The organism is Enterobacter cloacae complex sp. BZL2005 (assembly GCF_049238885.1).
GTDB lineage: Bacteria > Pseudomonadota > Gammaproteobacteria > Enterobacterales > Enterobacteriaceae > Enterobacter > Enterobacter roggenkampii.
On record NZ_JBMKGI010000005.1, the window covers coordinates 168653 to 189494 of the forward strand.

Sequence of the window (20842 nt, forward strand, 5' to 3'; positions counted from 1 at the left end):
GTTAGCCTCTGGCTCCATATTTCTTTTTCCACAGGACGACCAGCGAGCCGATCAGACCGAAGACCAGCAGCACCACAGGCAGCAGCATCAGGCAGGACATCAGCTGGTCTTCATATTTCATAAAGACTGGCGTTTTCCCCAACGCATAGCCGAGCGTCGTCAGAATCAGTACCCACAGCAGGCCGCTCATCCAGTTAAAGAACTGGAAGCGCGCGCTGCTCAGCCCCGACAGACCGGCAATGGTCGGCAACAGGGTGCGTACAAAGGCGATAAAGCGGCCAATCAGCAGCGCAGAAAGCCCGTGCTTATGGAAAAGATGGTGCGCCCGCTGGTGATAATGTGCAGGCAGGTGCGAGAGCCAGTTCTGGACGATCCGGGTATTGCCCAGCCATCTTCCCTGGATGTAGCTGACCCAGCAGCCGAGACTCGCGGCGACGGTCAGTAACAAAATAGTTTGCGGGAATGCCATCGCCCCTTTGGCGCACAGCACGCCGACAAGCACCAGTAAACTGTCACCGGGCAGGAAAGCAGCAGGCAGCAAGCCGTTCTCAAGGAACAGGATCATAAACAAGACGAAATAGAGCATGCCAATCATGGAAGGGTTGGCCAGCGTTTCAAAATCCTGCGCCCAGAGGGCATGCAGTAGTTGGGTCAAAAGTTCCATTCAGTGTTCCTGGAAATCGGTTAACGTCATGCCTGTTATCCGGGACAAACAGCACGGCGACATGGTTGTGATTTCATTATGGTCGCTCGCGGACACATTGCGGTGTGGCCAACACTGTTCCCTGTTAATTGGCTGGTTAGCAAGCACTAACTTACAAAATAACGAAGTGAATCCAATTGTAACAAAGCCCAACGTTCTGCGTCACAGAATTTGCAGGCGTGAGTTGATTTTGGCGTAAGCCCAGAAAGTGAGCGAGGGGATTTACAAAGGCTGACACTATATATGTTTTGCTTACCCACGTTCGCCGGAAGGCGCAGCGAAGCGCCTGCCAGCGGGAAGGTCATCTATTTTGCGGCACTGGGGACCGTATCGAGATGAACAACGGGATTATCGGCGAAAAGATAGCGGTCAGCGTTAAATTCGAAGTCGTCGCTGGTTTCATTGAACAGCATCTGCTTAGTGTTTTCCAGGTGCTGCCACATCGCCAGCTTAGCGGCGTGCGGATCTTTACGAATCAGCGCTTTAAGGATTTGATCGTGATCGTCACACCAGTTGTCGACGGTACGGGAATCGATATGGTCGTGCAGTTTTTTCCAGTACGGGTTGTGAACGCGCTGAGTCCACATTTTCTCAACGATTGCCGCCAGCGCCGTATTCTGGGTTGCCAGGGCGACCTGGACGTGGAACTGCAGATCCCACTCAGAATCGCGGAAACATTTTTCCTTGCGGGCATTCTCCTGGATTTCCATCAGCTTCATGATGTCCTGCTTGGTCACCTGCGTCGCCGCAAATTCGGCAATGTTGCTTTCAATCAGCTGGCGAGCCTGGAGCAGCTCAAACGGACCGTAGCTGGCGAATTCCAGACTTTCGTCCGCGACGGGAGAGTGTTTCGGCAGATTGGAAATGACGTGAATGCCGGAGCCTTTGCGTACCTCAACGTAGCCTTCGACTTCCAGCATGATGATCGCTTCACGCACCACGGTGCGGCTGACGCTTTTTTCATCCGCGATAAAGCGCTCGGCGGGCAGTTTATCACCGACAAGATAGACACCTTGCTCGATGCGATCTTTCAGCTCCGCAGCAAGTTGTTGATATAAACGACGTGGTTCGGTGATTTCCATATGCGCTCCAGACAGGGTACGGCAGATGATTTGTTATACCACTTTTACGTGCCACTCTCCAGATTTTGCCATTAAAAAAGCCACTACTGAGTGGCCTTTAAATGCCCGGCGGCGCTTCGCTTGCACGGGCCTACGGGTTTTGTAGGCCGGGTAAGCGTAGCGCCACCCGGCACAGCAATGCTAACTCTGCGTGGCCGGTTTCCCGAGTGACTCTTTTGCCAGCTCCTCTGCCGATTTGCTTTTCAGCACCGTCCAGATCACCACCGCGCCCAGCAGGTCGAAGACCGCCAGTACCGCAAACAGCGGGCTGAAGCCGATGGTATCCGCCAGCGCGCCGACGACCAGCGCGAACATCGTACTCGCGGTCCAGGCGGCCATCCCGGTCAGGCCGTTGGCGGTGGCCACTTCGTTGCGACCGAAGACGTCAGACGAGAGCGTAATCAGCGCGCCGGACAGGGACTGGTGCGCAAAACCACCGATGCACAGCAGGGCGATGGCCACGTACGGGCTGGTGAACAGGCCGATCATGCCCGGGCCAATCATCAGCAGTGCGCCCATGGTGACCACCATCTTACGGGAAACGATCAGGTTCACGCCAAACCAGCGCTGGAACAGCGGTGGCAGGTAGCCGCCCACGATACAGCCCAGGTCAGCGAACAGCATCGGCATCCAGGCGAACATCGCGATCTCTTTCAGGTTAAAGCCGTAGACTTTAAACATGAACAGTGGGATCCACGCGTTGAAGGTCCCCCAGGCCGGTTCCGCCAGGAAACGCGGCAGGGCGATACCCCAGAACTGACGGGTGCCCAGGATCTGCCAGACGGTCATTTTTTTGCCGTTATTGGTCTGATGCTGCGCTTCCTGACCACCAATGATGTACTCGCGTTCTTCTTCGGAGAGTTTTTTCTGATCGCGCGGGTGCTTATAGAAAACCAGCCACGCGATTGCCCAGGCGAAGCTCAGCACGCCGGAAATGATGAAAGCCATCTGCCAGCTGTGCATCACGATAGCCCACACCACCAGCGGCGGCGCAATCATCGCCCCGATGGACGAACCCACGTTGAAGTAGCCGACAGCAATAGAGCGCTCTTTTGCCGGGAACCACTCGGAACTGGCCTTCAGTCCCGCCGGGATCATCGCGGCTTCTGCCGCACCGACCGCACCGCGCGCCAGCGCCAGGCCGCCCCAGCTGCCCGCCAGCGCGGTGGCTCCGCAGAACACCGCCCAGGCGATGGCGAAGAAGGCATAGCCGATTTTGGTACCGAGGATATCCAGCACGTAGCCTGCAACAGGCTGCATGATGGTGTACGCCGCGGAATAGGCAGCAATGATGTAGGAGTATTGCTGCGTGGAGATATGCAGCTCTTCCATTAACGTCGGCGCTGCGGCTGCGACGGTGTTACGCGTCAGGTAGCCCAGCACGGTGCCTAACGTCACCAGTGCGATCATGTACCAACGTAACCCTTTAATTTTACGCATGTAAAACCTCATCGTTATAGTATTGCCGTGCCGGGACACGGTAACCGCTCGACCGTTGCCGGGAGCCGTTCAGTAACGGGAGGGGCGTAACCGGGAAATGTCCCGGAACGGCCCGAACCTTGCCAAAAGTCATCTGCATAAGTCGGTTTCCGTACCGTTAAATCTGGTGTAACTGACACCAGGAATGCATTCCGTCGGCTTATAGTTTGCGACGGCGAAAAGATAACTTGTCATACAGCTTTAAAAGGTGAGTGACATCACAAATGTATGATTCTTTGTGGGGACATTATTCGTGTCGCTTCAAGCCAGTACTGGCGCGGCTTGTAGAAGGATTTACCCCAATTTGGGTAATGTATTTGTCTGCGTTTATTGATCTCACTCACGAAAAAAACGTCGGATGGTGGAAATTGGTGTGATAACTTTGCAGCATATGAACATACGCTTTCTGACGCTCCCGTAATGAGGAAGACGATAATGACGCCGTTTATGACCGACGATTTTCTGTTAGATACCGAATTTGCTCGCCGCCTGTACCACGACTATGCAAAAGATCAGCCGATTTTCGACTACCACTGCCATTTGCCGCCGCAGCAGGTTGCCGAAAATTACCGTTTCAAAAACCTGTATGACATCTGGCTGAAGGGTGACCATTACAAATGGCGTGCGATGCGCACCAACGGCGTGGCTGAGCGCCTTTGCACCGGCGATGCGACCGATCGCGAGAAGTTTGACGCTTGGGCGGCGACCGTCCCGCACACCATCGGTAACCCGCTCTATCACTGGACGCACCTTGAGCTGCGTCGCCCGTTTGGCATCACCGGCAAACTGCTCTCTCCAACGACCGCCGATGAAATCTGGGACCAGTGCAATGCGCTCCTGGCGCAGGAGAACTTCTCCGCGCGCGGCATCATGAAGCAGATGAACGTGAAGATGGTCGGCACCACCGACGATCCGATTGACTCCCTGGAGCATCATGCCGTTGTCGCCAAAGACACCTCTTTTGATATCAAAGTGCTGCCAAGCTGGCGCCCGGACAAAGCCTTCAACATTGAGCAGGCCACGTTCAACGACTACATGGCGAAGCTGGCGGAAGTGTCCGATACCGACATCCGTCGTTTCGCCGATCTGCAAACCGCGCTGACCAAACGTCTGGATCACTTCGCGGCGCACGGCTGTAAAGTCTCTGACCACGCGCTGGACGTGGTGCTGTTTGCGGAATCAAACGAGGCCGAGCTGGACGGTATTCTGGCGCGTCGCCTCTCCGGTGAATCGCTTAGCGAGCACGAAGTGGCGCAGTTCAAAACGGCGGTACTGGTGTTCCTCGGTGCCGAATACGCGCGTCGCGGCTGGGTACAGCAGTACCACATCGGTGCGCTGCGCAATAACAACCAGCGCCAGTTTAAACTGCTGGGTGCGGACGTGGGCTTTGACTCCATCAACGACCGTCCGCTGGCGGAAGAGCTGTCAAAACTGCTGAGCAAACAGAACGAACAAAACCTGCTGCCGAAAACCATTCTCTACTGCCTGAACCCGCGCGATAACGAAGTGCTGGGCACGATGATCGGCAACTTCCAGGGCGAAGGGATGCCGGGCAAGATGCAGTTCGGCTCCGGCTGGTGGTTCAACGATCAGAAAGACGGCATGGAGCGTCAGATGACGCAGCTGGCGCAGCTTGGCCTGCTGAGCCGCTTTGTCGGCATGCTGACCGACAGCCGCAGCTTCCTGTCCTATACCCGTCATGAATACTTCCGCCGCATTCTGTGCCAGATGATTGGCCGCTGGGTGCACGCAGGCGAAGCGCCGGCGGATATCCAGCTGCTGGGCGACATGGTGAAAAACATCTGCTTTAACAATGCGCGTGACTACTTCGCCATTGAACTGAACTAGGGCCGTTTGAGGTTGATATGCAATACATCAAAATCCATTCGCTGGATAACGTGGCCGTCGCGCTGGCAGATTTAACCGAAGGGACGGAAGTCACCTTCGACAACCAGTCGGTGACGTTACGCCAGTCCGTTGGACGTGGACATAAGTTTGCCCTGCTCCCCATTGCCAAAGGGGAAAACGTGGTGAAGTACGGTCTGCCCATCGGTCATGCGCTGGCGGATATCGCGCCGGGTGAATACATCCATTCCCACAACGCCCGCACAAATCTGAGCGATCTGGACGAGTACAGCTATCAACCTGATTTACCTGCGGCACAAGAGCAGGCGGCGGATCGTGAGGTGCAGATCTACCGCCGCGCAAACGGCGACGTGGGGATCCGCAACGAGCTGTGGATCCTCCCGACCGTCGGCTGCGTGAACGGGATTGCGCGTCAGATCCAGACGCGCTTCCTGAAAGAGACCAACGATGCCGAAGGCACTGACGGCGTGCATCTGTTCAGCCACACCTACGGCTGCTCCCAGCTGGGTGACGACCACATCAACACCCGAACCATGCTGCAAAACATGGTGCGCCACCCGAACGCGGGCGCGGTGCTGGTGATTGGCCTGGGCTGCGAGAACAATCAGGTGGACGCCTTCCGCGAGACGCTCGGTGAGTTTGACCCTGAGCGCGTGCACTTTATGGTGTGCCAGCATCAGGACGACGAAGTGGAAGCGGGCGTCGAACAGCTTCATCAGCTGTATGAGGTGATGCGCCACGACAGGCGCGAGCCGGGCAAGCTGAGCGAGCTGAAGTTTGGTCTGGAGTGCGGCGGGTCTGATGGCCTGTCCGGTATCACCGCCAACCCGATGCTGGGCCGCTTCTCGGACTATGTGATCGCCAACGGCGGCACGACGGTATTGACCGAGGTGCCGGAGATGTTCGGTGCGGAACGTATTCTGATGAGCCACTGCCGCGACGAAGAGACGTTTGAGAAGACCGTCACCATGGTGAACGACTTCAAGCAGTACTTCATTGCCCACAATCAGCCCATTTACGAGAACCCGTCGCCGGGTAACAAAGCGGGGGGGATCACCACGCTGGAAGAGAAATCCCTCGGCTGCACCCAGAAAGCAGGCGCGAGCCAGGTGGTTGACGTTCTGCGCTACGGCGAGCGCCTGAAAATGCACGGTCTGAACCTGCTGAGCGCGCCCGGTAACGATGCGGTCGCCACCAGCGCGCTGGCGGGAGCCGGCTGCCATATGGTGCTGTTCAGCACCGGTCGCGGCACGCCGTACGGCGGTTTTGTGCCGACGGTGAAAATCGCCACCAACAGCGAGCTGGCGGCGAAGAAAAAACACTGGATTGACTTTGATGCCGGGCAGCTTATCCACGGCAAGGCGATGCCGCAGCTGCTGACGGAATTCGTGGACGCGATTGTGGAAATTGCCAGCGGCAAGCAGACCTGCAACGAGAAGAACGATTTCCGCGAGCTGGCAATCTTTAAGAGCGGTGTGACGCTGTAAGTACTTTGTCGGGTGGCGCTAGCGCTTACCCGACTTACTAAACCCTGTAGGCCCGGTAAGGCGTAGCCGCCACCGGGCTTTTCTTTTTAACTGCGGAGGGCGTTCTTCGCTAAACGCGCGTCTTCCGCCTGACAGGCCGCCGCGGTAAACAGCACGTCGGTAGAGGAGTTCAGCGCGGTTTCGCAGGAGTCCTGCAGCACGCCGATGATAAAGCCGACGGCAACCACCTGCATGGCGATTTCGTTCGGGATACCGAACATATTACACGCCAGCGGGATCAGCAGCAGCGAACCGCCCGCCACGCCGGATGCGCCGCAGGCGCACAGCGATGCCACCACGCTCAGCAGCAGCGCGGTTGGCAGATCCACCGGAATACCCAGCGTATGCACCGCCGCCAGGGTCAGTACAGTGATCGTAATCGCCGCGCCCGCCATGTTCACGGTCGCACCCAGTGGGATCGACACGGAATAGGTATCGCGATCCAGGTTCAGCTTCTCCGCCAGCGCCATGTTCACCGGTATGTTCGCCGCAGAGCTGCGGGTGAAGAAGGCATACACGCCGCTCTCGCGCAGGCAGGTCAGCACCAGCGGATACGGGTTGCGGCGGATCTGCCAGAACACCAGCAGCGGGTTGATCACCAGCGCCACCAGCAGCATACAGCCGACCAGCACAACCAGCAGTTGCGCGTAGCCCCACAGCGCGTCAAAACCGGTGGTTGCCAGCGTGGAGGAGACCAGGCCGAAAATACCGATTGGCGCAAAGCGAATCACCAGCTTCACCATAAAGGTGACAGCGTTGGACAAATCGTTGACCAGGTTTTTCGTGGTCTCGTTGCCGTGACGCAGCGCGAAGCCCAGACCAATCGCCCAGACCAGGATGCCAATGTAGTTTCCGCTCATCAGCGCGGTGATGGGGTTAGAGACCATGCTCATCAGCAGACCGCGAAGGACTTCCACAATCCCGGACGGCGGCGTGATATCACCGGCCGCGCTGGTCAGGTGCAGCGTGGACGGGAACAGGAAGCTAAACACCACGGCCGTTAAGGCTGCAGAGAAGGTTCCCAGAAGATACAGGAACAGAATAGGGCGAATGTTGGTTTTTTGTCCGTGCTGGTGGTTGGCAATCGATGCCATGACCAGCATCAGAACCAGTACCGGCGCGACGGCTTTCAGGGCGCCCACAAACAGCGTCCCGAGCAGCCCCGTGGCCTCCGCAGCAGGTTTTGACACCATGGCCAGCAGAATACCCAGCACCAGTCCTACCAGAATTTGTTTAACCAGACTTCCCTGCGCCAGGCGCGCAAAAAGACCCGTCGATTGTGTGCTCATACATTATTCCTGAGTGAAATTGCGTTCCATTCCGAATGTGCTCTTAGTCACATTTATGTCCGGATGTAAGTAAATGTTTGCCTGGTCGAGTATAGGGAATGCGCGAAAGGAGGGAAGCGTAAAATGCTGGATTTTACGTGTTGCGTCATGTTTTTTAACTATTGATTAACGAAAGTGCCGGGTGGCGCTGCGCTTACCCGGCCTACGGGGTGACGTTGTAGGCCCGGTAAGCGCAGCGCCACCGGGCAAAACGCATTAAGCCTGCTGCTTCTTATCGTGCTGGCGGTTAACCCAGGTATTGATAATCAGCGTCACGATCAGAATGCCAAACACCACGCCGAGCGAAATGGCGATCGGGATATGGTAGAAATCGACGATCAGCATCTTGATACCGATAAACACCAGGATCACCGACAGGCCGTACTTCAGCATGGAGAAGCGCTCCGCCGCGCCCGCCAGCAGGAAGTACATCGCGCGCAGGCCGAGGATGGCGAACAGGTTAGAGGTCAGCACGATGAACGGGTCGGTGGTCACCGCGAAAATGGCCGGAATGCTGTCCACGGCGAAAATCACGTCGCTCAGCTCAACCAGAATCAGCACCAGCAGCAGCGGGGTGGCAAACAGCAGGCCGTTCTTGCGCACGAAGAAGTGCTCGCTCTCGATCTTGTCGGTCATGCGCAGATGGCCGCGGATCCACTTCACCAGCGGACGATCGCCAATCGCGGAGCCGTCCTCTTTTGCCAGCGCCATTTTGACCCCGGTGAACAGCAGGAACGCGCCGAAGACGTACAGCAGCCACTCGAACTGGGTAATCAGCCAGCTGCCAGCGAAGATCATGATGGTACGCAGGATAATTGCGCCCAGCACGCCGTACACCAGCACGCGACGCTGCAGAGCCGCAGGCACGGCGAAGTAGCTGAACAGCATCAGCCAGACGAAGACGTTATCAACCGCCAGGGCTTTTTCAATCAGATATCCGGTGAGGAAGGCGAGCGCCTGAGGATCGGCCACCGCGCGGCCTTCGGTCGAGGCCAGATACCACCAGAAGGCGGCGCAGAAGAGCAGGGAGAGAGTAACCCAGACCAGCGACCAGGCGGCGGCCTGTTTCATGGTCATGCCGTGCGCGCCGCGACGGCCCTGCAAAAAGAGGTCGATCGCCAGCATGATGAGCACGACAACCGCGAATCCGCCCCACAACATTGGAGTGCCGACAGAATGCATACTATTTTCCTTACACATAAAAAACAAAAACGGCCATGGTCAGAAGACGATAGCCGTTAGCTTTTTATGCATAGACCTCGCCTTCCGGCAAGGTCTCACTTACAACCACGAGGGTTGCCCGGCGACCGGATGCGGTATTGCACGCATCGTAATGACGATCCACCGGCGAAGAAGTTACTCCCCTTTGCAGGTAACAAAATATGTCAGACCATCGGTTTCGTCAATGGTCTGCGCCGTTTCATTACACAGCTTTACGCGATAACTTCCGCGCTCACGCCGTCTGCCGGGAATACCACGCCGGTCTGACGGCGGATCTCCGTTTGCAGCTTCGCCGTGGTGCGGCTCACCGCAAGGCCTGGGTGATTCACTTCGTTGTCTTCCACCAGAAGGGCGAAGACCTCTGCCTCATAGAGCATAGTGTTAATATGCTGAGGCTGCGTCAGCTCCTGCGCTTTGCCGCCGCGCGGGACAAAGCTCACCTTCTGGCACTCGGAGATCTTCTCGATAACCAGCGAGCCCGCTTCGCCCTGAATTTCGCTCGGCAGGACAGAATCGCTCACCTTGGAGTGCTGCAGCGTCACGCTGAAATCACCGTAATCCAGCACCGCGACACCGTGCGCATCCACGCCGCTCTCCAGCAGGCTGGCGGTGGCCGTGACGCCGTGCGGCTCGCCCCACAGGGCCACGGCAGAGGCCAGGCAGTAGAAACCGATATCCATAATCGAGCCGTTCGAGAAGGCCGGGTTAAAGGTGTTCGGGTTCTCGCCATCGAGATAGCGCTGGTAGCGCGACGAGTACTGGCAGTAGTTGATAAACGCTTTGCGCACTTTGCCCACCTTCGGCAGGGACTGCTGCAGCAGCAGGAAGTTCGGCAGGCTGGCGGTTTTGAACGCTTCGAACAGCACCACCTGGTTTTCGCGGGCAAGCGCGATGGCGGCTTCCACTTCTTCGATGTTCGACGCCAGCGGCTTCTCGCAAATCACATGCTTTTTATGGCTGAGGAACAGCTTCGTTTGCGGGAAGTGCAGGGCGTTCGGGCTGGCGATATAGACCGCGTCAATGGCGTCGCTTTGCGCCATGTCATCAAGCGAGGTGAAGAGATGCTCGACCAGGTAATCGTTGGCAAAACTCTGCGCCTGCTCAAGGCTGCGGGAATAGACTGCGGTAAGTTTCAGTTTGCCGGTTTCGTGGGCGGCGTCGACGAACTGGCGCGTGATCCAGTTCGTTCCAATGACTGCGAAACGTATCATAAACGTTTACGTACTCCGTAGCGGGGAACTTTTAGCCACTGTAGCACGTCATCATGACAATTCGCGTGCGCTATTCCGCATTACCTTTTAACGATAAATGCGTAAGCCACAGCCGGGTATCAAACTCCAGCTGGTGGTACTGCGGCTCCATATGGCAGCACAGAGAATAGAACGCTTTGTCGTGCTCTTTCTCTTTCAGGTGTGCGAGCTCGTGCACCACAATCATCCGCAGAAAGGCTTCCGGCGCGTTGCGAAAAACCGTCGCGACGCGGATCTCCGCCTTGGCCTTCAGCTTGCCGCCCTGCACGCGGGAGACGGCGGTGTGCAGGCCGAGCGCGTTTTTCAGCACGTGGATCTTGTTGTCGTACATCACCTTGTTGATCGGCGGCGCGCTCTTCAGATACCGGTTTTTCAGATCCTGCGTATACTGCCAGAGGGCTTTATCGGTCGCGAAATCGTGGGTGCCGGGGTAGCGTTTTTCCAGCACCGCGCCGAGCTTCTGCTCGGCAATCAGGCTGCGAACCTGAGAAAGTAAATGCTCCGGGTAGCCCTGGAGATAAGTAAGTTGGTTCATCAACGCCCCAAATCGACAATAAAACGGGTATACTCACGCACCCTTTTCAGGGATACGCCAAATTTTACCATTCAGGAGGGCCGATGAGCCACTTAGACAACGGTTTCCGTTCACTCAACCTTAAACGTTTCCCGGAAACGGACGACGTTAACCCGCTTCAGGCGTGGGAAGCGGCGGATGAATATCTGCTGCAGCAGTTGGATGAGACTGAAATCCGCGGCCCGGTTTTGATCCTGAATGACGCCTTCGGCGCGCTGGGCTGCGCCCTGGCGGAGCACACGCCGTACAGCATCGGCGATTCCTACTTAAGCGAGCTGGCGACGCGTGAAAACCTGCGCCATAACGACATCGACGAATCCAGCGTGAAATTCCTCGACAGCACCGCGGACTACCCGCAGGCGCCGGGCGTGGTGCTCATCAAAGTGCCAAAAACCATGGCGCTGCTGGAGCAGCAGCTGCGCGCGCTGCGTAAGGTCGTCACGCCAGAAACCCGCATCATCGCGGGTGCCAAAGCGCGCGATATTCATACTTCGACGCTGGAGCTGTTCGAGAAAGTCCTTGGCCCGACCACCACCACGCTGGCCTGGAAAAAAGCGCGCCTGATCAACTGTACGTTCGCCGCACCCGAGCTGGCCGACGCGCCGGACACGCTGAGCTGGAAGCTGGAAGGGACAGACTGGACCATCCATAACCACGCGAACGTCTTCTCCCGCACCGGTCTGGATATCGGCGCGCGCTTCTTTATGGAACACCTGCCGGAAAATCTGGAAGGGGAAATTGTCGATCTGGGCTGCGGCAACGGCGTGATTGGCCTGACGCTGCTGGCGAAGAACCCGGAGGCCAGCGTGGTGTTCAGCGACGAATCGCCGATGGCGGTGGCCTCCAGCCGTCTGAACGTGGAAACCAATATGCCGGACGCGCTGGACCGCTGCGAGTTTATGATCAACAACGCGCTGTCGGGCGTAGAGCCGTTCCGCTTCAACGCCGTGTTCTGTAACCCGCCGTTCCACCAGAAGCACGCCCTGACGGATAACGTCGCCTGGGAGATGTTCCACCACGCGCGCCGCTGCCTGAAGATTAACGGCGAGCTGTACATCGTGGCGAACCGCCACCTGGACTACTTCCACAAGCTGAAGAAGATTTTCGGTAACTGCGTCACCATTGCGACGAACAATAAGTTTGTGGTGCTGAAGTCGGTGAAGCTGGGACGTCGTCGGTAAGATTGTTTTGCCCGGTGGCGCTGCGCTTACCGGGCCTACAATGGCCTCGAACCCGTAGGCCGGGCAAGCGAAGCGCCGCCCGGCTATGCCCTAGATCGCCAGAGCTAACTTCGTCCCCTGCGCAATTGCCCGCCGCGCATCCAGCTCCATCGCCACGTCGCACCCGCCGATCAGATGCACCGTTTTACCGGCCTCGCGCAGCGGATCCGCCAGATCCCGCTTCGGCTCCTGCCCGGCACACAAAATCACATGATCCACGCGCAGCAGCTGCGGCTCGCCGCCGATCGTGACGTGCAGCCCGTCGTCGTCGATCTTCTGGTAGCTCACCGCCGGGATCATCTTCACCCCGCGCGAGAGCAGGGTGGCGCGGTGGATCCAGCCGGTGGTTTTCCCCAGCCCTTCGCCCGGTTTGCTGGCTTTACGCTGCAGCATCACGATCTGGCGCGGGCTTTTCGGCAGTTGTGGCCCTTCGGGTCGCAGGCCGCCGGACTGGCTGAGGCTGGTGTCGATACCCCATTCCACGCAGAATTCGGCAATGTTCTGGCTGGTGGCTTCGCCCGGCTGGCTTAAATACATCGCGGTGTCAAAACCGATCCCGCCGCAGCCGATAATCGCCACCTTCTCGCCAACCGGCGCTTTGTCACGCAGCACGTCGAGATAGCTCAGCACTTTTGGATGATCGATACCCTCGATCGCAGGCGTGCGCGGTACGATCCCGCTCGCCAGGATCACCTCATCAAAATCAGTCAGATCCGCCGCGTGGACAAACTGGTTAAGCCGCAGCTCGACGCCCGTCAGCTCGATCATCCGGCGGTAGTAGCGCAGCGTTTCGTAGAACTCCTCTTTGCCGGGGATCTGTTTGGCGATATTAAACTGCCCGCCAATCTCTCCCAACGCATCAAACAGCGTCACGCCGTGCCCGCGCGAGGCGGCATTGACCGCAAACGCCAGGCCTGCCGGGCCAGCACCCACGACGGCCAGGCGTTTTTTATTGACCGCCGAAACGATCGGCATTTTGGTTTCATGGCAGGCGCGTGGGTTAACCAGGCAGGAGGTGACCTTCCCGACGAAGATCTGATCCAGACAGGCCTGATTACAGCCGATGCAAGTGTTGATCTCATCCGCGCGTCCGCTTTGCGCTTTCGACAGCAGCTCGGCATCGGCCAGGAACGGGCGCGCCATCGAGACCATGTCGGCATCGCCGCGTGAAATCACATCGTCCGCCACCTGCGGATCGTTAATGCGGTTGGTGGTGACCAGAGGAACGGACACTTTGCCTTTCAGCCTGCGCGTCACCCAGCTGAACGCCGCGCGCGGCACCGGCGTGGCGATGGTCGGGATGCGCGCCTCGTGCCAGCCGATGCCGGTGTTGATAATGGTGGCCCCCGCGGCTTCAATCGCCTGCGCCAGCTGCAAGGTTTCGTCAAACGTGCCTCCGCCCTCCACCAGATCGAGCATCGACAGGCGGAAGATGATGATAAAGTCCGCGCCCGCACGTTCGCGCACGGCGCGCACGACTTCTACAGCAAAGCGCATCCGGCGGGCATAGTCGCCGCCCCATTCGTCGTCGCGCTGGTTGGTGCGGGCGGCGAGGAACTCGTTAATCAGGTAGCCTTCGGAGCCCATCACCTCAACGCCGTCATAGCCCGCTTCACGCGCCAGCGCGGCGCAGCGGGCGAAGTCGTCAATCAGCGCCAGGATCTCGTCGTGGCTCAGAGCATGCGGAGTGAAGCGGTTAATCGGCGCCTGAATGGCCGATGGCGCAACCAGATTCGGCTGATAGCTGTAGCGTCCGGTGTGCAGAATTTGCAGGGCGATTTTACCGCCCTCGTTGTGTACCGCGTCGGTCACAATGCGGTGATGCGGGAGCTGTGCTGCATCGTTCAGCACCGCACCGCCCTCCATGCCGACGCCGGAAGGGGAAGGGGCCACGCCGCCGGTGACAATCAGCGCCACCCCGTGGCGCGCGCGCGCGGCATAGAAAGCCGCCAGACGCTCGGCCCCGTCCGGATGCTCCTCGAGCCCGGTGTGCATCGAGCCCATCAACACGCGGTTTTTGAGTGTGGTGAACCCCAGATCGAGAGGGGCGAATAACGACGGGTAGCGGCTCATAGTCTCTTCCAGTGTAAAATTATTGTTATGTGGTCGGATGAGTTACTAATTTAGCCAGCGGCAGCGGAAAGGTAAAAGCGGGATCGAATGATTGTGATAGATCTCAAAGAACTTCCCCGGTGGCGCTGCGCTTACCGGGGCTACAAATCCCCAGGACAGATAAGCGTAGCGCCATCCGGCGTTATTTACGGCGCCGCTGCCCGCACCAGCCCCGGCGCCTGCCACATCGACGTGGTCAGTCCGCTGTCCACCAGCCCGAGCTGGTCCGCGTATACCGCCTGCCATTTCTGCATCATGCCGTCGTACAGCTCGCGGTGCGCCGGGTTTGGCGTGAACTCGCGGCTCCATTTCACCAGCCGCTCGCCCGTCGAGGCCATATCCGCAAACAGCCCCGCGCCCGTACCCGCGGCAATCGCGCAGCCCAGCGCCGTGGCTTCTTTCACTTCCGGCACGCGCACCGGCAGGCCCGTGACGTCGCTTAAAATCTGGCTCCACAGGGCACCTTTTGACCCGCCGCCCGCAAACACCAGGCTCTCAAACGTCACGCCGGAAAAGCGTGAAATCTGCGCCAGGTTGCAGGCCGAAACAATCGCCGCGTTCTCTTCCAGGGCGCGGAACAGCGTCGCTTTATTGCATTTTTCCGGGTCAATGGAGAGGTTAATAAACGACGGCGCGGCGTGGTACCACTGCTTGAAATGCATCGCGTCGGAGAAGATCGGCATTACCCCGTGGGAGCCCGCCGGCACCCGGCTGGCCATCTCTTCCAGCAGGGAATAGGTGTCCATCCCCATCCGCTCGGCAATCAGCTTTTCCTCCGCGCAGAAGGCGTCGCGGAACCAGCGCATGGTCAGCCCGGTAAAGAAGCTGATCGACTCCGCCTGCACCATGCCGGGGATAACGTGCGGATTCACGCGGATGTTCATGTCGGGGTCGGTGCGTACCTGCGGCAGATTGACCACCTGCTGCCAGAAGGTGCCGCCCAGCACCGCCGTTTGTCCGGCGCGAACCACGCCCAGCCCCAGACAGCCCAGCTGCACGTCGCCGCCGCCCATCACTACCGGCGTGCCTTCGCGCAGGCCGCTCTGCTGCGCGGCCTCCCGGGTTATAGCACCCAGTACGGTGCCGGTCTCTTTTACCGGAGAGAGAATATCGGCGCGCAGCCCGGCCATGTCGAGAAGCGCCGGACGCCAGTCGCGGGAGAAGAGATCCAGCATGCCGGTGGTGCCCGCGTTCGACGGGTCGACCGCCAGCTCGCCGGAGAGCTTCGCCGCCAGCCAGTCGCTGATCATGGTGATAGTCGCGGCCCTGCGGTAAATATCCGGACGGTGGTGCGCCAGCCACAGCAGGCGCGGCATGGCGCTCAGCGCCAGCGTCTGGCCGGAGACCTCATACACTTCGGATTCAAAACGGTCATCGTGGATCTCTTTGAGTTCGGCCACCTCGCGGCTGGCGCGGGCGTCGACGTTGGCGCAGGCCCAGATGGCCTCGCCGTTACGGTCGTACAGCACGATCCCTTCGCGCATCGAACAGCAGGCGACGGACTGGATATCTGCCGCGCTCAGGCGCGCACGCTCAAGCGCCTGATGAATGCACCGGCAGGCCAGCTGCCAGTTGGTCTCGAGGTCAAACTCCATCGACCCCGGCACGTTCTCCACGCTCAGGTGCTTCCACTCGGCCTGGCCGACGGCAATCTGGTTGCCCTGCAAATCGAAAATCACGGCGCGAACGCTGCCGGTCCCTGCATCTAACGCTAAAAGGTAACTCATGAGCTTGCCTCGCTGTTAGCGCAGGGCGGGCTCTTATTTGGCCAGAGCCAGCACCGCGCGGGCTGTCGTCTCTTCCGTCACCAGGCCATTGATACGGCGACCCTTCAGTGCGGCATAAATCGCATCGGCTTTCTCTTCCCCGCCGGCCACGCCAACGATGGTGGGCAGCTGCGCCAGCTCATCAAGCGAGACGCCGAGTAATTCTTTGTGGATCTCCAGCTCCTCAACGCACTCCCCTTCGGCATTGAGGAAATAGCCGAGAATGTCGCCGACCGCGCCTTTGCGGGCGTACATCAGCTGCTCGCCTTCGCTGATATAGCCGGAGCGCAGGATCGTGGCGTCACGGCGCTGGTTTACTGAACCAATACCAACTACCGCCACGTCGGCTGCGGTGGCGGCGAGGATCACGTCCCGCACGCTGGTCTCGCGTTTTAAGATCCCGGCCACTTCGGCGGAAGACACGCGAAGCGGGGCGGGGATCATGCTGACGCTGCAGGCCGCATCCAGCTGGCCGATACCAGTCATGTACGGCCCGACGCCGCCGGAGAGCGTCACGAGGCGGATCTGCTGCGAGCTGATAAAGCCGCTCAGGTGCTGCAGGCTGCTCATGGTGGTTTCACCGAACCCCACCGCCAGCAGCTGGCCGGGCTCCAGCACGCCCATCAGCGACTGCGCCGCGCCAATGCCTAACCGCACGTTCATCGGCGGCGTATTTAGGGCAGGCATCACGCGCACCAGCTTCAGGCCAAAGCGCTGCTGTAGCTCGGTTTCAAGCGACAGGCAGCCCTCGTAGCGGGAGTTAATCTGCACGCGGATCACCCCGGACTGGCGGCCTTTCTCCAGCAGGCGGGAGATTTTTAATCGCGGCAGCCCGAGGCGTTCGCCGATATCGTTCTGGGTCAGCCCGTCGTGGTAGTAGCACCAGGCCACGCGCGCCACCAGCTCCTCTTCCGCCAGCGCCAGCCCGGCAAACCGTCCTTCTTCCGCAGTGCGTTTATCGCTCATAGTTGAACTCTTATAAAAATTTAGATCATATGTTCGTGATGACGCGGAGGGAAAGTGTGAGCCACGCGACAAAACGGATCATTTCGATCGTTTCTGGTTTATCTGAATCTCAATCGATAAAACTGTGATCCCTGCACGGTTGTAAATATAGTTCACCGTCTACGCTTTTGAACATTATTAAATCTAAAAATCATTTGTTCAATAGCGGAGCGATGATGACCCCACTTCTCGACGCGCGAAGTATCAGCAAGCAGTTCTCAGGCGTGCCGGTTCTAAAAGGCATTGATTTCACGCTGCTTGCGGGCCAGGTGCACGCGCTGATGGGTGGGAACGGCGCGGGAAAATCGACGCTGATGAAGATCATCGCCGGAGTCGAGACGCCGGATGAGGGTGAACTTTCCGTCGAGGGGCAGTCATATGCGCGGCTGACGCCCGTGCAGGCGCACGGGCTCGGCATTTACCTCGTGCCGCAGGAGCCGCTGCTGTTCCCCAACCTGACGGTGCGGGAAAACATCCTGTTCCGCCTGCCGCGCGAGCGCGGTCTGGAAAAGCGGCTGGCGGAGAAACTTGAGCAGCTGCAATGCCGGCTGAACCTCGACGCCGCCGCCAGCACCCTGGAAGTGGCGGATCAGCAGATGGTGGAGATTCTGCGCGGATTAATGCGCAACGCCAGGATCCTGATCCTCGACGAGCCCACGGCCTCCCTCACGCCGGGCGAAACCGAACGGCTGTTTCGTCAGATCCGCGCCCTGCAGGCGCTCGGCGTCGGGATCGTGTTTATCTCGCATAAGCTGCCGGAAATTCGCATGCTGTCGAGCCACGTCTCGGTGATGCGCGACGGCGCGGTGGTGCTCAGCGGTGAAACCGCGCAGTTCGACGATAGCGCCCTGATCGCCGCCATGACGCCGGTAAGCCGCGAGAAATCCCTCAGCGATACGCAAAAGCTGTGGCTGGCGCTGCCGGGCAACCGCCGCACCCAGCCGCAGGACTTTCCGGTGCTCCGGGTGGAGGATCTTACCGGGGAAGGGTTTATCGATCTGAGCCTTGAGATCTACGCCGGGGAGATCGTCGGCCTGGCCGGGTTGGTAGGCTCCGGGCGCACCGAGTTTGCCGAAACGCTCTATGGCCTGCGGCCTGTGCGCGGGGGGCGCGTCTGGCTGGAGAACCAGGACATCACCGCCGCACCGGTAAGTTCACGTCTGGACAAAGGCCTGGTCTACCTGCCGGAAGACAGGCAGGTGTCGGGCCTGTTCCTCGACGCGCCGATCCGCTGGAACACCGTGGCGCTGAACGAGCCGTCGCTCTGGCAGCAGCGGAAAAGAGAGTCCGCGGTGGTGGAGCGCTATCACCGGGCGCTGGGGATCAAGCTCAACCATGCGGATCAAACCCTGCGCACGCTCTCCGGCGGCAACCAGCAGAAGGTGCTGCTGGCACGCTGTCTGGAGGCCAACCCGTTATTGCTGATCGTCGATGAACCGACGCGTGGCGTGGACGTCTCGGCGCGCGCCGATATCTACCAGCTTATCAAAAGCGTGGCGGCGCAGAACGTGGCGGTGCTGATGATCTCAAGCGATCTCGATGAGTTTCCCGGCCTTGCCGATCGCGTGCTGGTGATGCATCAGGGCGTACTCAGCGGCGAACTGCCGCGCCATGCCGTCAGCCTCGATCGCATGATGGCGCTGGCGTTTGGAGGGCAATCATGAAGATCTTACTGAAAAACCGCGAGCTGAGCGCGTTTCTCGCCATTCTGGCGCTGTTCGCCGTGCTGGTGGCGCTGAACCCGTCCTACTTCAGCTTGCAGACACTGGGGATGATCTTCGCCAGCTCGCAGATCCTGATCCTGCTGGCGATCGGCGCGGCGCTGGTGATGCTGACCCGCAATATCGACGTCTCCGTGGGGTCGACCGTTGGGCTGTCCGCCATCGCCGTCGGCGTGGCGCTGAACAGTGGCTACAGCCTGCCCGTTTCCATTCTCTTCGCGCTGTCAGTTGGCGCGCTGGCGGGGGCATTCAACGGTTTTCTGGTGGTGGGATTACGCATCCCGGCGATTGTCGCCACCCTCGGCACGCTGGGGCTGTACCGTGGAGCGATGCTGCTCTGGACGGGCGGAAAGTGGATTGAAGGGCTGCCGCCGGGGTTGAAATCCCTCTCTGAGCCTGCGGCCATCGGCGTGTCGCCCCTTGGCATGGTGGTGTTGATTATCGTGGTCACCGGCGCGTGGACGCTGTCGCGCACCGCGTTCGGGCGTGATTTCTACGCGGTGGGGGATAACCTCGCCGCCGCGCGCCAGCTGGGCGTGGCGGTGAATCGCACCCGCATGATCGCTTTTACCCTCAACGGCATGCTGGCGGCCTGCGCCGGGATTGTCTTTGCCGCACAGATTGGCTTCGTGCCCAACCAGACCGGCAGCGGGCTGGAGATGAAGGCCATCGCCGCCTGCGTACTGGGGGGCATTTCACTGCTGGGCGGCACGGGCACGCTGATCGGCGCGCTGCTCGGTGCGTTCTTCCTCACCCAAATCGACACCGTGCTGGTGCTGTTCAGGCTTCCGGCCTGGTGGAACGACTTTATCGCCGGGCTGGTGCTGCTGGGCGTGCTGGTGCTCGACGGGCGTCTGCGTCAGGCGCTGGCGCGGCATCAGCGGGCGCTGAAGTACGGTCGTTTCCAGGCGGGCAACAGAGGGGGAAAGCACGTCACCCCCTTTCCCAAACGTAAAAAAGAGGTGGCGTAAATGAGGCTTAACTGGGAAAGCGCGCTGCTCATTTTGCTGGTGCTGGAGATCCTGCTTTTCGGGGCCATCAACCCGCGGATGCTCGATATCAACATGCTGCTGTTCAGCACCAGCGACTTCATCTGCATCGGTATTGTGGCGCTGCCGCTGACGCTGGTGATCGTCAGCGGCGGGATCGACATCTCCCTCGGCTCGACCATCGGCCTGTGCGCCATTGCGCTGGGGGTGATGATGCAGGCGGGGTGGCCGATGGCGGTCGCCGTTCCGCTTACACTGCTGCTGGGTCTGCTGTGCGGGCTGGTGAATGCGGCGCTGATCCACTACACCGGCATCAGCCCGCTGGTCATTACCCTCGGCACGCTCTACCTCTACGGCGGCGGCGCGCTGCTGCTCTCCGGCATAGCGGGCGCGACGGGCTACGAGGGCATCGGCGGCTTCCCGGACAGCTTCACGGCGTTCGCTAACCTCACGGTGTTGGGTCTGCCGATCCCATTGGTCTTGTTCGCGGTAATCACCGTCTTCTTCTGGCTCATTACCCACCGCGGGCGCTTTGGCCGTCATCTGTTCCTTATTGGGCAGAACCCGCGCGCGGCGCGCTATGCGGCGCTGCCGGTGAACGGCATGCCCTACGTGCTGTACGGCCTGGTGGGCGTGGCCTCGGCGATTGCCGCGCTGGTGATGGTCTCCTATTTCGGCTCCGCGCGTTCGGATCTGGGGCGCGATCTTTTAATGCCTGCGCTCACCGCCGCCGTGCTCGGCGGAGCCAATATCTACGGCGGGTCAGGTTCGGTTGTCGGTACGGCGCTGGCGGCGCTGCTGGTGGGGTACCTGCAACAGGGTTTACAGATGGTCGGCATCCCCAACCAGGTGTCGAGCGCGCTGTCGGGGGCGCTGCTGGTTGTGGTGGTGATGGGGCGTTCGCTGAGTCTGCACCGCGAATGGGTGCGATCTCTCTTTAGAAAACTATCCGGAGCGTAAG

The 20842-nt window shown here is 59.6% G+C and carries 16 protein-coding genes; 6 read left to right on the forward strand and 10 right to left on the reverse strand.

The features are described from left to right. Position 1: 1 nt before the first annotated feature. The 3 genes from yqjA to ACOTXI_RS11905 all read right to left on the reverse strand — a co-directional run bounded on the left by yqjA (position 2) and on the right by ACOTXI_RS11905 (position 3264). Positions 2-664: a DedA family general envelope maintenance protein YqjA gene (gene yqjA / locus ACOTXI_RS11895; RefSeq protein ID WP_008503144.1), complete on the reverse strand. Its 663-nt coding sequence runs from the start codon at positions 662-664 to the stop codon at positions 2-4. A gap of 344 nt (positions 665-1008) precedes the next feature. Further along, positions 1009-1785, reverse strand: a complete 777-nt coding sequence (exuR, locus tag ACOTXI_RS11900) for a transcriptional regulator ExuR (protein WP_008503145.1) — start codon at positions 1783-1785, stop codon at positions 1009-1011. Positions 1786-1965: 180 nt separating this feature from the next. Next, positions 1966-3264 carry an MFS transporter gene (locus ACOTXI_RS11905; RefSeq protein WP_008503146.1) on the reverse strand — a complete coding sequence of 433 codons (1299 nt, stop codon included), beginning with the start codon at positions 3262-3264 and terminating at the stop codon, positions 1966-1968. 474 nt (positions 3265-3738) lie between these two features. Between ACOTXI_RS11905 and uxaC the strand changes: the two genes are divergently transcribed. Continuing rightward, a complete protein-coding gene (gene uxaC, locus ACOTXI_RS11910; RefSeq protein ID WP_045407019.1) occupies positions 3739-5151 on the forward strand; it encodes a glucuronate isomerase in 1413 nt (470 codons plus the stop codon). Positions 5152-5168: 17 nt separating this feature from the next. Next, positions 5169-6656, forward strand: coding sequence for a UxaA family hydrolase (locus tag ACOTXI_RS11915; RefSeq protein WP_058655028.1), 1488 nt, complete (start codon positions 5169-5171; stop codon positions 6654-6656). An 86-nt stretch (positions 6657-6742) separates the two neighbouring features. Here the strand turns inward: ACOTXI_RS11915 and sstT are convergent, their stop codons facing one another. From sstT to ACOTXI_RS11935, 4 genes are all read right to left on the reverse strand, one after another. Continuing rightward, complete coding sequence (sstT, locus tag ACOTXI_RS11920; RefSeq protein WP_008503149.1) at positions 6743-7984, reverse strand: serine/threonine transporter SstT; 1242 nt, start codon at positions 7982-7984, stop codon at positions 6743-6745. 255 nt (positions 7985-8239) lie between these two features. Further along, the gene (locus tag ACOTXI_RS11925) at positions 8240-9205 is read right to left on the reverse strand and encodes a TerC family protein (RefSeq protein WP_021242367.1); all 966 of its coding nucleotides are present in this window, start codon (positions 9203-9205) and stop codon (positions 8240-8242) included. A 251-nt stretch (positions 9206-9456) separates the two neighbouring features. Continuing rightward, positions 9457-10455 carry a Gfo/Idh/MocA family protein gene (locus tag ACOTXI_RS11930; RefSeq protein WP_058655029.1) on the reverse strand — a complete coding sequence of 333 codons (999 nt, stop codon included), beginning with the start codon at positions 10453-10455 and terminating at the stop codon, positions 9457-9459. 70 nt (positions 10456-10525) lie between these two features. Then, on the reverse strand, positions 10526-11029 hold the full coding sequence (locus ACOTXI_RS11935; RefSeq protein ID WP_008503152.1) for a YgjP-like metallopeptidase domain-containing protein: 504 nt from the start codon (positions 11027-11029) through the stop codon (positions 10526-10528). Positions 11030-11112: 83 nt separating this feature from the next. Between ACOTXI_RS11935 and rlmG the strand changes: the two genes are divergently transcribed. Continuing rightward, positions 11113-12249 carry a 23S rRNA (guanine(1835)-N(2))-methyltransferase RlmG gene (gene rlmG / locus ACOTXI_RS11940; RefSeq protein WP_008503153.1) on the forward strand — a complete coding sequence of 379 codons (1137 nt, stop codon included), beginning with the start codon at positions 11113-11115 and terminating at the stop codon, positions 12247-12249. A 90-nt stretch (positions 12250-12339) separates the two neighbouring features. Here rlmG and ACOTXI_RS11945 read toward each other — a convergent pair whose 3' ends face one another. From ACOTXI_RS11945 to lsrR, 3 genes are all read right to left on the reverse strand, one after another. Continuing rightward, the gene (locus tag ACOTXI_RS11945; RefSeq protein ID WP_008503154.1) at positions 12340-14361 is read right to left on the reverse strand and encodes an NADPH-dependent 2,4-dienoyl-CoA reductase; all 2022 of its coding nucleotides are present in this window, start codon (positions 14359-14361) and stop codon (positions 12340-12342) included. Between the two features lie 185 nt (positions 14362-14546). Further along, entirely contained in the window at positions 14547-16127 is a 1581-nt protein-coding gene (gene lsrK / locus ACOTXI_RS11950; RefSeq protein WP_008503155.1) for an autoinducer-2 kinase, read from the reverse strand. A 33-nt stretch (positions 16128-16160) separates the two neighbouring features. Continuing rightward, on the reverse strand, positions 16161-17132 hold the full coding sequence (gene lsrR / locus ACOTXI_RS11955) for a transcriptional regulator LsrR (protein WP_008503156.1): 972 nt from the start codon (positions 17130-17132) through the stop codon (positions 16161-16163). Positions 17133-17347: 215 nt separating this feature from the next. Here lsrR and lsrA point away from each other — a divergent pair, with 215 nt between their 5' ends. Genes lsrA through lsrD form a run of 3 tightly spaced genes read left to right on the forward strand, consistent with a single transcriptional unit; the run spans position 17348 to position 20841 of the window. After that, positions 17348-18835: an autoinducer 2 ABC transporter ATP-binding protein LsrA gene (gene lsrA, locus ACOTXI_RS11960; RefSeq protein WP_008503157.1), complete on the forward strand. Its 1488-nt coding sequence runs from the start codon at positions 17348-17350 to the stop codon at positions 18833-18835. Continuing rightward, on the forward strand, positions 18832-19863 hold the full coding sequence (lsrC, locus tag ACOTXI_RS11965) for an autoinducer 2 ABC transporter permease LsrC (RefSeq protein WP_008503158.1): 1032 nt from the start codon (positions 18832-18834) through the stop codon (positions 19861-19863). The genes lsrA and lsrC overlap by 4 nt, the downstream gene beginning before the upstream one ends. Then, complete coding sequence (gene lsrD, locus ACOTXI_RS11970) at positions 19864-20841, forward strand: autoinducer 2 ABC transporter permease LsrD (protein WP_058655031.1); 978 nt, start codon at positions 19864-19866, stop codon at positions 20839-20841. It abuts the gene before it with no gap. Position 20842: the final 1 nt, after the last annotated feature.